Genomic DNA, 13,044 nt, shown 5'->3' on the forward strand with positions numbered 1-13,044 from the left:
GATCAGCCGATGTCGACCGGCGGCTCGTCGACGATGGCGAGTTGCGCGATCTCCGCTTCGGAAAGCACTCCGGCATACACGCGCATGTCGTCGAGCTGGCCGGGCAGGGCATCTCCCCAGGCCCCCGTGTCGTGACGACGGGCGCCGCCGAGCGTGACCGGTCCGGTGGGCTGGAACGTGTCGCTGACGAGGACGCCGTCTTCAGCACCTTCTCGGCCACCGGTTACGTAGAGCTTGGCAGACTGGTCGGCCGAGTCGAACACGCCGGCCACGTGGATCCAGCCGCTGGGCGGGTTCACCTCGTCCGAGGCAACCGAGTAGCTCGGCCCGCCGATATCGTCGGTGCCGGCCAGGCCGAAATTCCAGTCGCCTACCGTCTGGCCCGCCTCTTGGCGATACCACAGACGGAACGCGTTGCGGTTCGCTCCCGGGTGGGAGAAGACGGTCGGCGAGTGGGCGACCGTGGTGTCCTCGAGTTCGGACTGCTCGAGCTTCACCCATCCGACCACGGTGAAACTGCCGGAGTCGTCCAGCTTGACCGGGGCGGAGGCTTTGCCCAGGGCGTCGGCGTCGAGGTTCAGCACGTTGCCATGGGCGTAATCATCCGTAGTGGTGAACGATGCGCCGGGCTGCAGGGTCAAGAGGTTACCCCGTCCGCTGCTGTCGGCACCACTGGTGCCGCTGGCCTCGTCCAAGTTCCAGTGGGCCATCAGTTCGGCCTGCGGCTCGCCTGTTTCAGGGTTTTGCAGGTTTATCAAGCCCCACAGCTCGTCCGGGTAGACGACGCGGTTGTAGACAGTGACCTGGTCCACTTCGCCGTCGAGCTGCGTACCGGTGCCCCAGCGGCCGACCTCGAAAGGACCCGGTGCGGCCCACGGCGTGGAGAAGGCGACTTCCGCGTTCAGCTTGCCGTTGACGTACAGTCTGATCTTTTGGGCCTGCCGGTCGTAGACGCCGAGGAGATGGGTCCAGGCACCCAGGACAGGTGGCTTGGCCGCGATGGCTCGGACGATGGTTGCACCGTTTGAGTCCGAGACGTCCTTGTCGTACCGGTTGAAAATCCACCGGTCGTATGAGGTCGAGTAATACAGCTGGAAGCCTCCGACGTTGGTACCGCGCTGCTGCAACACCGTCGACTGCGTCTTGGAGTTCAGCTTCACCCAGCTGGACACGGCGAAGCTTCCCGTTGTGTCCACGACGGGGCCGCTGGTGGCGGCGTAGCCGTTGCCCGCCGTGCTCCTGAAGCCCTGCCCGAGGCGGGCCTTGGGCACCCAGGACCCGCCGGACACGGTGAGCGGGTGACTGGCGCCCTGGGCGTTGGCAACGGTGGTGCCGGTACCTTCGTCGAACTTCCACACGCCGACCGGAGCCGATGGCTTGGCCACGTTGAAGAGGTAGTCCCGGGTCTCTCCGGGATTGCCGGCGGCGTCATACGTCTGCACGCGCAGCGTGTTCGTCAGACGCTTGTCCGGCGTGGCCGAAACCGTGTGGCTGGTAGTGTTGGCGGTGTAGGTCTTGTCGTCGATCTTGATGCCGTTCAGCCAGGTCACGTAGCGGCGTACGTCGCTGGAGCCGGCGGAGATGATGAACTTGCCGGTCATGCCGACGCTGCCGGTCTCCGGGGAGCCCGCGCAGGTGATGCCGGCGCACTCGGGGTACTGGTTCTTGTCCGAAGTGATGGTCGGCTTCGGCGGGCCGACGGAGTCGACCTTGAAGTAGCACGACGAGGACCACGGCCCGTACAGGTAACCGGTGGTGCCGCCGTAGGTGTACTTGAACTCCGTACGCGCCCGGAAGCGGTAGATCGTGCTCTGCGTGAGCCCTGCGGTGACCGCTGTGCCGGCAGTACCACTGGCAGTCCAGGTGGAGGGCTTCAGTGTGGTCGGCGTGGTGCTGCTCCCCGCGTACAGCTCGAAGTTCGGGCGCAGGCTCGCCTGCGAACCGTCCGACGAGGTCGGTGTGGCCGTCAGCCGCGGCGTGGTGTCACGGATCACCGCCGGACTGGTCGACGCCGAACAGGACACGTTCGGGTCCGACATCTTCACCGACGACGGCGCGGCCGTCGGCGGCGAAACATAGGTGATCGACAAGACCGGCTTGCGACCCGTCGTGGAGTCCGGGTCCTTGGGCGACATGAACTGCTTCCACGCGTTCGGGTCGCTCTCACTCGCCCGCAGGCCCAGCGTTGTCGTGATCGACTTGGCCTTCGCCGTATAAGCGACCGCAGCAGTGGCGTCGAACTCAACCGTGCCGTCGGGGCAGTTGGAGGAGAACCCCTTGGCAGCGGAAACCGTGTCGACTTTCGAGGACCACGATAGATTCGACGACCACTTCGTCGACGAAGAGATCGTTCCGGTCCGCCACAACTCAACATCAGTCTTCGTGCAGTTAGCCGACCAGATCTCGTACGCGGAGAAGTCGGCGTGCAGAATCTTCTTGCCCGCCACCGACCGAGTGTCGAACTGGAACACGGAGCGGACCTTCTTGTTGTCCACATACGCGTCATAACCCACGCCCATGGCGTGGCTGGTGTTCCAGAACGTCGAGCCGCTCTCGTTGGACCACAGCGCCGTCCAACCCGTCAGCTTCCCCGCCACCGTAGGCGGATCGATCACCACCGGGTACGACGTCTTCGGGTCCGCCAGGAACTCCTGGTCGGGCACCACCGTCAACTCGTCCTGCCCGACCGCCATCTCGGCGACAGACGTACGGGCCTGGGCCGGCGGGGTCACCGGGTCCACCGGGGCCGACGCGGCCACCGCCATTCGGCTGGCGGCCTGCGCCGGGCCGGCATCCCACATCAGCGGCGCGCTGTTGATAAACGCCGGATGCCCGCCCTCGTCAACGTAGGAGACCACACCGTCTTGGTCCCGGACCGTCAGACCGTCCGCCTTGACCGGATAGCTGATCGACTTCAGCTGAGCCGCGGCCTCCGGGGTATGGACCACCAGGCTCTGGGTGAATCCGTCGGGCAGGACCTGGACGACCAAGTCGACGTCCGGCCGCACTGACTTGTAGACGGCGCGCGAGCCTTCCAGGACCGGCTCCGGCAGCGCCCAGGGCGAGAAGACTTCGTAGGCGTGACCGCCGCGTTCGAAGCGCACCAACGGCGCCTTGCCACCGCCACCGGACAACGTCATGTCCAGAGCCGCTACCGGCACCAACGCCCCATCCGCAGCCTTCACCAGCGTGGTGTCGACAGACTTCCACGTGTCACCCTTTCGGACCCGCTCCACCGACGGAGATGTCTCAGCGGTGAACGTGCCGTCCGGGTTCGCGAAAACCTGACCGGTCTCCGTGGTCAGCACTCCGACCTCGACGCGCTCCCCGGTCTGGGCCGCCCTCGCCGACGCCTTCTGCTCGGGCGTGACCGTGGGCAAGGCGTCATCCTCCCAGAAGGCCTTACCTTTGGCAGCCTCGTCCGCCGGGGTTCCTGAGACCTCCTCGGCCTGCCCCACCTCGGCAGCCGCTACGGACCCCACCGGCGTCAGCACACCCCCCAGCATCGCTGCCGCAGCAGCGGCCCCCACCACACCGGACACAGGACGCCAACGACGCCCCAACCCCCCACGTTTCATCCCCAGAACCCTCGCTACCCGCAGAAAATGTGAATACAAGTAGCGGACTTTAAGGATCCGTTAAGGATTCTGTCCATGCTCATAATTCAGACAAGGGTGCACTTCAGGTGATCAACAGGGCATGGTTCGAAAGATCAATGAACCACCCCGACTGCCCAGGTGACCAGGAATGTCCGTCTTGCGCCTCACGCAGCCCCGAAAGCACAGCGCGCGATCTGTCACCCAGCTCCCCGGACGCGTTGGCGCCCTCCAACCTCGGACAGGGCGAGGCCGGCACTCGCCCTGTGCCGAGTCCGCGAGGCGTACGCTCCTTTCCCCGCCCGGACCGAGCGAAATCCGGCCTCCGTGGACCAGGTTCCCGGCCGGGGAGCCTGTCTCGACAAGGTTCCGCAAACACGCCTTGAAACCCGGCGAGACGCGGCGGGACCTCGGCCACGCCGCCTTTCGTGCTGTACAGCAGCCGCGCCCGCCTATCCGACCGAAGCCCGGTCCGGCGCCCGCACCATCGCGAACGGTGCGCCGCCCGTCTCCAGGGTCAGCCATACCCTCTCCCACCCAGCGGAGGCCGTGCAACGGTCCGAAAGATCCCGGTTCAACGCAGCGTAGTCAGCACCAAGTCAGCACGGGAGGGTTGAAGACGGGTGCCGACATGGGCTTTCAGTCAGCACCGAACCAGCACGGGAGTCAGCACCGCACCATCAAATCACCCCAAATCGCGCGTCCCGGACAGCGCCGGTCTCGGCCACTCCCGAACCCCCGGACCACCCCTCCCCCGCCCCGGCATGGTGGCCGCACGCATACCCGCCCCCCGAACTATGGTGCCCCACCACATGTGCCCCTGACCTGCGGCTTCCTACCGTGTGCCGACACGTATCCGTCGTACCCGTCCCCACCGCACACGAGGAAGTGGCGCACATGGCATCCGGAAACACCGCTCCCCCGCCCCCCGCGAGCCTCCCGAGGATCGTCGCCGCCAGCCTCATCGGGACGACCATCGAGTGGTACGACTTCTTCCTCTACGGCTCCGCCGCCGCGCTGGTGTTCAACAAGCTGTTCTTCCCGGACTCCGACCCGCTCGTCGGGACGCTGTTGTCGTTCCTGACGTACGCCGTCGGGTTCGCCGCCCGCCCGCTGGGGGCGCTGGTGTTCGGGCACTACGGTGACCGGCTGGGGCGGAAGAAACTGCTGGTGCTGAGCCTGGTGCTGATGGGCGGGGCCACGTTCGCCATCGGGCTGCTGCCCACGCACGCTACCGTCGGCTCCGCCGCGCCCCTGCTGCTCACCGCGCTGCGGCTGGTGCAGGGCTTCGCGCTCGGCGGCGAGTGGGGCGGCGCCGTGCTGCTGGTGTCGGAGCACGGTGACGCGCGGCGGCGCGGCTTCTGGGCCTCGTGGCCGCAGACCGGCGCCCCCGCCGGGCAGTTGCTCGCGACCGGTGTGCTGTCGCTGCTCACCGCCGTACTGTCCGACTACGCCTTCGGCACCTGGGGCTGGCGGATCCCGTTCCTGCTCTCCGGGGTGCTCGTGCTCGTGGGTCTGTGGATCCGGCTGTCCGTCGACGAATCACCCGTCTTCAAGGAGGCGTTGGAGCGGTCCCAGGCGCGGCGGGCCCAGGCGGACGAGCAGCCGCCGCTGGTCTCCGTGCTGCGCCACCACTGGCGGGACGTGCTGGTGGCGATGGGCGCCCGGATGGCGGAGAACATCAGCTACTACGTCATCACCGCGTTCATCCTCGTCTACGCCACCACCTCGGCCGGCGTCTCCAAGCAGACCGCGCTCAACGCCGTACTCATCGGCTCCGCCGTGCACTTCGCCGTCATCCCGGCCTGGGGCGCGCTGTCCGACCGGGTCGGACGGCGGCCGGTGTACCTGCTGGGCGCGGCCGGGGTCGGGCTGTGGATGTTCCCGTTCTTCGCGCTCGTGGACACCGGGTCGTTCGGGTACCTGATCCTGGCCGTGACCGTCGGGCTGGTGCTGCACGGCGCCATGTACGCCCCGCAGGCCGCGTTCTTCGCCGAGATGTTCGCGACCCGAATGCGGTACTCGGGTGCCTCGATCGGTGCCCAGTTCGCCTCCGTGGCGGCCGGTGCGCCCGCCCCGCTCATCGCCACCGCGCTGCTCTCCGACTACGACAGCTCCACCCCGATCGCGCTGTACGTGATCGCCGCCGCCGTGCTGACCCTGGTGGCCGTGGCGTTCGCGCGCGAGACCCGGCACCGGGATCTCGGCCGGATCGCGGAGGAGGACGGCGAGCCCTCGGGCACCGGCCCGGCCGCCGAGGCGCGGACGCGCTGACCGGCGAGGGGCCCACGCCCGCACCGGCCGGCCTTCGCGAGGGGCCGGTCAGTGCCGTGTCTGTGTCGCCAACCGGTGCAGTCTGAGGGCCAGTTGGATCTCCAGGGCGCGGGCGGGGGTCTGCCAGTCCGGGCCCAGCAGGCGGCCCACGCGCTCCAGGCGCTGGGCCACCGTGTTCACATGGACGTGCAGCGCGTCCTTGGTACACGCCGGGCTCATCCCGCCCTCGAAGTAGGCGTCGAGGGTGCGCACCAGTTCCGTGCCGCGCCGCTCGTCGTACGACACCACCGGGCCGATGGTCCGCTCGACGAAGCCGGCGATGTCCCGGTCGCCCGCGAGGAGCAGGCCGAGGAAGCCGAAGTCCTCGGCCGCCGCGCCGTCCCCGGCCCGGCCCAGCAGGCGCAGCGCGTCCAGGCAGCGGCGGCCCTCGGCATAGGCGGCGGCCACGGTCTCGGGGTGCCGGGCGAGGCCGGTGACGGGTGCGGAGGCGCCGACCGTGACCGGCTGGTGGACGGCGGTGCCCAGGTGGCGGGCGGTGCGGCGGGCCACGTCGGTGGCGGTGTCGCCGTCGCCGAGCGGCAGCAGCAAGACGGTGCCGCCGTCGCGGGCCGCGGCCAGCCCCCGCCGGGTGGCGGCGAGGTGGGAGGCGGCGGACCACAGCCGGCGGCGGGCCGCGGCCTCCTCGTCTGCGTCGGCCGCGGGGCCGTCGAGGCGGGCGGCGAGGACGACATGGGTGGCGTCCAGGTCCGCCTGGAGGCGGCCGGCGCGCTCGCGCAGCAGCCGCGGGTCCCGGTCGCGCGCGTCGAGCAGGTCGTCCAGCAGTTCGCCGCGCACCCGCTGTTCGGCCTCGGCGGCGGAGCGGCGGGCGAGCAGCAGCAGGGAGGTGACCATCGCCGCCCGTTCCAGGGTGCGCTGGTCGACCGGGTCCAGGCCGGGGTGGCCGCGCAGGACCAGGGCGCCGAGGAGTTCGCCGCCCGCGGCCACGGCGGCGATCCAGTCCTTGCCGTGCCGTACGGCGTGTCCCTCGGCGCGGGACGCCTCCAGCGCCTCGGCCGGTGCCGCGTCGGCCTCGGTGAACGTCACGGTGCCGTCGAGGACCTGGGAGACGGCGGCGGCCACGTCGTGCACCCCGCCGCCGCGCAGGACGAGTTCGGCGAGCCGGTCGTGGACCTCCGACGCCCGCTCGATGACGGCACTGCGGTCCCGGATGATCTCGTTGGCGCGCTCCAGGTCGGCCAGGGCGGAGCGGGTCTCGGTGAGCAGGTTGGCGGTGTCGATGGCCGCCGCGGCGAGCGCGGCGAAGGAGCCGAGCAGGGCGATCTGCTCGCGTTCGAAGACCCTTGCCCGCCGGTCCGCCGCGAACAGGACGCCGATCACGTGCGGGCCGAGCATCAGGGGTACGCCCAGGATGGCGACCAGGCCCTCGTCGCGGACGCCGGCGTCGATGGCGTGGGTGTGCTGGAAGCGGCCGTCCTCGAAGTAGTCGTCGGTGACGTACGGCCGCGCGGTCTGGGCGACGAGTCCGCCGAGCCCCTCCCCCATGCCGAGGCGCAGTTGCTGGAAGCGGGCGGAGACGGAGCCCTCGGTGACCCGCATGTAGGTGTCGCCGCGGGCCGGGTCGTTGAGGCTGAGGTAGGCGACGTCCGTGCCGAGCAGGGAGCGGGCGCGCTGCACGATCGCCTGGAGGACGGCGTCCACGTCGCGCAGTCCGGCGAGGTCGTGGGCGGTCTCGAAGAGCGCGGAGAGCTCCGCCTCGCGCCGCCGCCGGCCCTCCAGTTCGGCGCGCACGCGCAGGGCGAGCAGCCGGGCCTCTTCCAGCGCGGCGATCCGGCAGGCCGGCTCGGCGGCGGCGCGGGCGCGCAGGACGGGCTGCTCGAAGGCCTCAACGGAGGCGTCGCGGGCGAGCAGGTCGAGGTACGGCGCCTCGGCGCTGCCGGTGGGTGCCGGCTGGAGGTGATCGCGGGACATGGTCACAGGATTCCGTATCGGCCACCGGTCCGGCAGGCCTGTGGACAACCCCGGGAGCCGGTGGTGCAGGCGCTGGTCAGTGGGCCGTCCACCCGCCGTCCAGGACGAGTGAGGTGCCGGTGACGAAGGACGCCTGCGGGCTGCACAGATAGGCCACGGCCTCGGCGACCTCCTCGGGCTCGATGAGCCGCCGCAGGGCGCTGTCCTTCAGCAGCACCTCGGACACCACCCGGTCCTCGGGGATGCCGTGCGCCCGTGCCTGGTCGGCGATCTGCTTCTCGACCAGTGGGGTGCGCACATAGGCGGGGTTCACACAGTTCGAGGTCACACCATGGGCGGCGCCCTCCAGCGCGGCCGTCTTGGACAGTCCTTCGAGACCGTGTTTGGCGGCCACATAGGCGGCCTTGTAGGCAGAGGCGCGCAGACCATGGACGGAGGACACATTGACGATCCGGCCCCAGCCTTGCGCGTACATGTGCGGGAGGGCGCCGCGGATGAGGCGGAAGGGTGCCTCCAGCATCACGGTCAGCACCGTGTGGAACACCTCGGGCGGGAACTCCTCGATGGGCCGTACCAGTTGCAGCCCGGCGTTGTTGACCAGCACGTCGGCGCCGGCGGCGGCGCGTTCGGCGGCGTCCAGGTCGGTGAGGTCCACGACGTGCGGTACGACGGTGCCCGCGAGGTCGCCGGCCCGTTCCGCCTCCCGGGCCAGCCCGTCCAGGCCGGCCGCGTCCCGGTCGACGGCGCGCACCTCGGCCCCGGCGGCGGCCAGCCGCAGCGCGCAGGCGCGGCCGATGCCACTGGCGGCCCCGGTGACGAGCGCGGTCCGGCCGCCGAGGTCGAGGGCGAGAGCCCCCGGCCGGGGACCGGGGCCGGGCACAGGGGCGGAACCGGACGACACGGCGGAACCGGACGGCGCGGTGCGACCGGACGGCGCGGTGCGACCGGACGGCGCGGCGGAACCGGACAGGTCGGCGGCGGGCAGGGGGGTGGGCGAGGTCATATGCCGACCCTAAGGGGGACCCCACCCTCACCACATATGGTCACCACCCATACTTCAGCCTGCGGTCATAGGGTCGAACCATGTGGGTGCATCAGACATGGCCTGCTTGATCCGGAAGAGGCCGAACTCGTCCAGCGGGGGCAGGGCGTCCACCGCGAACCAGCCGACCTCCAGCGACTCGTCGTCGTTGACCCGGGCCTCGCCGCCCACCGCCCGGCAGCGCATGGTGATGTCCATGTACTGGCAGACGTCGCCGTTGGGGTAGGTGACCGGCGGCAGCGCCTGGACCAGGACCAGCCGCTCGGCCACGCAGTGCACCGCCGTCTCCTCGAAGACCTCCCGCACCGCACAGGCCGCGGGCTGCTCGCCCGGCTCCGGGATGCCGCCGATCACCGCCCACTTGCGCGTGTCCGTCCGCCGGCCGAGCAGCACCCTGCCGTCGTCGTCGAAGACGATCGCGGTGATCCCGGGCAGCCAGATCAGCTGCTGCCCGGCGGAGGCCCTGAGCGTGCGGAGGAATTCGGGAGTAGCCATGCCCCGACCCTAACGGGCGGAGCCCGGCGCCCCACCGGTTCCCGGAGTCGTACGACGGTCGTACCGGCGGAGCGCGGGGCTACGCGGCGCCGCCTCGCCGGGAGCGCAGGCCGGAGCCGATCGCCCAGCCGATCCCGCCCGCGGCGACCAGCACCAGTGCCAGCTCCGGGAGGACGCCCAGCTCGGTGGCGGGCGTCGTGGACGTGCGCAGCGGCACCTTCTGCACCAGGTAGGCGGGCACGAACATGCCGGTCCTCTGGGTGATCCGGCCGTCGGGCAGGATGACCGCGCTGACCCCGCTGGTCACCGGCACGGTCACGGTGCGGCTGTGCTCGACGGCGCGGATCCGGGACATGGCGAGCTGCTGGTAGGTCATCTCGCTGCGGTCGAAGGTGGCGTTGTTGCTCGGCACGGAGATCATCTCCGCGCCGTGCGTCACCGTGTCCCGCACGGCCCAGTCGAACGCGGCCTCGTAGCAGGTGGCCAGGCCCACCTTGGTCCCGGCGATGTCGAACACGCCCGGCTCGGTGCCCCGGCTGAAGTCCTGGCGGGCCATCTCGGTCCAGCTCTTGTTGATCGCCCCGACGAGCGAGCGCAACGGCAGGAACTCGCCGAAGGGCTGGATCTGCCGCTTGTCGTAGGTCTGCGTCGGTCCCTTGGCCGGGTCCCAGAGGATCTGCTCGTTGAGCAGCTTGCCGTCCCGCTCCACCACGCCGCCGACGGAGACGGGCACGCCGATGTCCTTGGCCGCCTGCTCGATGACGGCGGCGGCGTCGGGATACTCGAAGGGGTCGATGTCGGAGGAGTTCTCCGGCCACAGGACGAAGTCGGGCTCGGCCGCCTTGCCCGAGCGGACGTCGGCGGCGAGCTTGTGCGTCTCGCGCGCGTGGTAGTCGAGCACGGCCCGCCGCTGGGCGTTGAACTCCAGCCCGGCGCGCGGCACGTTGCCCTGGATCACCGCCACGGTGGCGGTACCGTCCTCCGCCTTGTCGCTCACCAGCGCGCGGGCCGCGACCGCGCCCGCCACCGGTACGGCCACGCTCAGCAGCGCGGCGGTCGCGGCGGCCCGCCGTACGGTCCGGGTCCGGCGCCGCTCGAGAAGCAGCCGCCCGGCCTCGTACAGGCCGAACCCGCACAGGACGACCGCGAAGCCGAGCACGGGGGTGCCGCCCACCGCGGCGAGCGGCAGGAAGACGCCGTCCGCCTGGCCGAAGGCGATCTTGCCCCACGGAAAGCCGCCGAAGGGCACGCGCGCGCGGGCCGCCTCGCCCGCCGTCCACAGGGCGGCGGCCCACACCGGCCAGGCGGGCAGCCTGGAGACGGCGGCGATGCCGGCACCGGCCAGGGCGACGAAGACCGCCTCGGCGGCGACCAGGGCCAGCCAGGGCAGGGGACCGACCTCCACGCTGGTCCACACCAGCAGCGGCAGCAGGAAGCCCAGCCCGAAGAGGTAGCCGAGGCCGAGCGCGGCCTTCCAGCTCCGGCCGCGCAGCACCCAGGCGAACCCGGCGAACGCGGGCAGGGCCAGCCACCACAGGGTCCGCGGCGGGAAGCTGACGTAGAGCAGCACTCCGCAGAGCACGGCGGCGGCGGCCGGGACCAGGCGCAGCAATCGGCCACGGCGCGCGGCGGACGCCGGGCGCGGCTCCAGCTGGTCCGGCTGGTCGACGGAGGTTGCGGTGACGGTCACCCGGGTGAGTGTACGGCGGTCACCGCGACCGCAGACAGCGCGGTCCGGCGCCGGTTCGGAGGAGATCGTCGCTGGTGGCGGGCCGTTCGCGGGGAGACGCGACCGGGCGCCCGGTCCGGTTTCCGCGCGTCGGCGCGGCCGGGCGCACGCCCGCCGGGCCGTGCCGGGGCGGGCGCCGGACCAGTGGAATCATGCCGATCCTGCGCGTACCGCCCCCAAAACGGTCCACAGCCGTTACGGTGTGCCCAGCCTCGGCGGCCCGGCCGGAAACCGGCCCGCGGCCGGGGCCTGCCAAGGTCGGGGGACCGGGTACGAGGGGCGACGGGTGGGGTCGACGGGGACGCAGTCCGCGGCCGGTATGTGCGGCGCGGATGCCTGTGGCATGCGAAGAAACGTTTCCGACGGGACGGGCATGATCCTGTTGGGGGCCTGTGCGGCGTGGTCGCTGATCACCGCGGCGGCCCGGGGCGGGCGGCCGGAGGGCCTGCTGCTCGCGGTGCTCGCCCTGGCCGCCGGATATGCGGCGGGCCGGGTCTCCGGCGCGCTGCTGCCGGTGGCCGCGCCCTGCGTCGGAGCGGCGGCGGGGCTGGGGCTGGCGGTGGCGCTGCCCGGGTTCTCCCCCGGTCCCTGGTACGCCGGCCCGCTCGGGCCCGCCGGCGGCACGGCCGCGCTGCTGGCGCTGGCCACCGGGGCCGCGTGCTGTGCCGCCTGGGCGACGCGCGTACCGGCGCTCCGGACCGGGCTGGCGGCGCTGGCCTGCGCCACCGTGCCGGCCGGGCTGGCGCTGGGGTCGGCGGCCGGGTGCGTGGCCGGCGGGGCCGTCCTGCTGTGTGCGCTGGCCGCGGGCTCGGCGCACGGCCGGGGCAGGTGGCTGGCGGGGCTGGCCGTGGCGGCGGGCGTGGTGACGGCGGCGCTCTGGGCGGTCGCGGCGGGCGCGCTGCCCGACGGGCTCGCCGGGGCGCTGGGCGGCTGGTTCCCCGCCCACCGGGTGCCCCAGTGGCAGGACGCCCTGCGGCTGGCGGACCACCACCCGGGGCTGGGCGTCGGTCCCGGCCGGTTCGGTGAGCTGGGCGACGTCGGCGGGACGCTGCCGGCCGACGGCAGACCGCACTCGGCGCCGTTGCAGCAGGCGGCCGAACAGGGTCTGGTCGGGGTGTCGCTGCTGGCCGCCGTGTTCTGCTGGATCCTGTACGCGCTGTGGCGCAGCGCGCGTCCCACGCCGGTCGCCCTGACCGCGGGCGCGGCCCTGACGGTGCTGGCCGCGCTCGCCTCGGTGAGCAACGCGCTGAGCTTCACCCCGGTGACGGCGGGCGCCGGCCTCCTGGCGGGCTGGGCCACGGCCCGGCCGTGGTCGGCGGCCTGGTCATCCCGGGACGCCGGGCAGGGGACGGGCTCTAACCGGCCGTTCCCGGCCTGATCGTGCGCAGGCGGTCGCGGATGAGCCGGACCGCGGACTCCGCGTTGTCCACGGTGATCGTGAACGTGTGGCCGTCCCACAGGCGCAGCACGATGCCCTCGCCGCGGCGGACGACGACGGCGGTCCCCTTCTCGGGGAGCCAGCGGTAGCCCCAGCCGCCCCAGTGCCGGGGGGTGACATGGGCGGTGAAGTCGGCGCCGGCCACGTGGGAGAGCGGGATGCGGCGGCGCGGCAGCCCCATGTGTCCGCAGCGCACTTCGAGGCACTCGCGGTCGAGTTTGAGGTCGACGTGTACGAAGGCGAGCGTGCCGAAGAGCACGAGCAGGCCGGCCGCGATGCAGCCGACGACGGACATCACCAGCGCGGCGATGCCGGACGTCCAGGCCGAGTCCACTGCCAGCGCGATGCCGAGCGCCAGGCAGGCGGCTCCGACGAGTGCGAACAGCCACTGCACCCGGTTGGTGGCGCGTCCCTTCCAGACCGGGGGAAGCGTTCCGTCGGCGTCGGGGTGGTCCCTCATGTGTACGAGGTTACCCGGATTTCGCCGTCCGGAGAGGGCGTA

8 protein-coding genes are annotated in these 13,044 nt (G+C 71.7%); 2 read left to right on the forward strand and 6 right to left on the reverse strand.

Going from position 1 to position 13,044, the window contains the following annotated elements; genetic code table 11:
• Positions 1–2 precede the first annotated feature (2 nt).
• Positions 3–3,494 (reverse strand): LamG-like jellyroll fold domain-containing protein, encoded by a 3,492-nt coding sequence (locus HB370_RS06525; protein WP_244405447.1) that lies wholly within the window; start codon positions 3,492–3,494, stop codon positions 3–5.
• Positions 3,495–4,493: 999 nt separating this feature from the next.
• On the opposite strand from HB370_RS06525, the gene HB370_RS06530 reads away from it, so the two are divergent.
• Complete coding sequence (locus HB370_RS06530) at positions 4,494–5,870, forward strand: MFS transporter (RefSeq protein WP_030775605.1); 1,377 nt, start codon at positions 4,494–4,496, stop codon at positions 5,868–5,870.
• Between the two features lie 48 nt (positions 5,871–5,918).
• Here the strand turns inward: HB370_RS06530 and HB370_RS06535 are convergent, their stop codons facing one another.
• The 4 genes from HB370_RS06535 to lnt form a co-directional block, all read right to left on the reverse strand.
• On the reverse strand, positions 5,919–7,838 hold the full coding sequence (locus HB370_RS06535) for a GAF domain-containing protein (RefSeq protein WP_030775602.1): 1,920 nt from the start codon (positions 7,836–7,838) through the stop codon (positions 5,919–5,921).
• A gap of 76 nt (positions 7,839–7,914) precedes the next feature.
• Entirely contained in the window at positions 7,915–8,841 is a 927-nt protein-coding gene (locus tag HB370_RS06540) for a 3-hydroxybutyrate dehydrogenase (protein WP_244405449.1), read from the reverse strand.
• Positions 8,842–8,895: 54 nt separating this feature from the next.
• On the reverse strand, positions 8,896–9,375 hold the full coding sequence (locus HB370_RS06545; RefSeq protein ID WP_030775596.1) for an NUDIX domain-containing protein: 480 nt from the start codon (positions 9,373–9,375) through the stop codon (positions 8,896–8,898).
• Positions 9,376–9,454: 79 nt separating this feature from the next.
• Positions 9,455–11,065: an apolipoprotein N-acyltransferase gene (gene lnt / locus HB370_RS06550; RefSeq protein ID WP_030775594.1), complete on the reverse strand. Its 1,611-nt coding sequence runs from the start codon at positions 11,063–11,065 to the stop codon at positions 9,455–9,457.
• Positions 11,066–11,447: 382 nt separating this feature from the next.
• On the opposite strand from lnt, the gene HB370_RS06555 reads away from it, so the two are divergent.
• Positions 11,448–12,482 (forward strand): O-antigen polymerase, encoded by a 1,035-nt coding sequence (locus HB370_RS06555; RefSeq protein WP_244405451.1) that lies wholly within the window; start codon positions 11,448–11,450, stop codon positions 12,480–12,482.
• Here the strand turns inward: HB370_RS06555 and HB370_RS06560 are convergent.
• Positions 12,460–13,002 carry a phage holin family protein gene (locus HB370_RS06560; protein WP_030775590.1) on the reverse strand — a complete coding sequence of 181 codons (543 nt, stop codon included), beginning with the start codon at positions 13,000–13,002 and terminating at the stop codon, positions 12,460–12,462. The genes HB370_RS06555 and HB370_RS06560 overlap by 23 nt on opposite strands.
• Positions 13,003–13,044 lie beyond the last annotated feature (42 nt).

This window comes from Streptomyces sp. DSM 40868, from assembly GCF_011820545.1.
GTDB classification, from domain to species: domain Bacteria; phylum Actinomycetota; class Actinomycetes; order Streptomycetales; family Streptomycetaceae; genus Streptomyces; species Streptomyces eurythermus.

Coding starts and splice junctions, on each gene's coding strand:
- HB370_RS06535 (WP_030775602.1), bottom strand. CDS start 7,838: ATGTCCCGCGATCACCTCCAGCCGGCACCCACCGGCAGCGCCGAGGCG.
- HB370_RS06540 (WP_244405449.1), bottom strand. CDS start 8,841: ATGACCTCGCCCACCCCCCTGCCCGCCGCCGACCTGTCCGGTTCCGCC.
- HB370_RS06530 (WP_030775605.1), top strand. CDS start 4,494: ATGGCATCCGGAAACACCGCTCCCCCGCCCCCCGCGAGCCTCCCGAGG.
- HB370_RS06555 (WP_244405451.1), top strand. CDS start 11,448: ATGCGAAGAAACGTTTCCGACGGGACGGGCATGATCCTGTTGGGGGCC.
- HB370_RS06560 (WP_030775590.1), bottom strand. CDS start 13,002: ATGAGGGACCACCCCGACGCCGACGGAACGCTTCCCCCGGTCTGGAAG.
- HB370_RS06545 (WP_030775596.1), bottom strand. CDS start 9,375: ATGGCTACTCCCGAATTCCTCCGCACGCTCAGGGCCTCCGCCGGGCAG.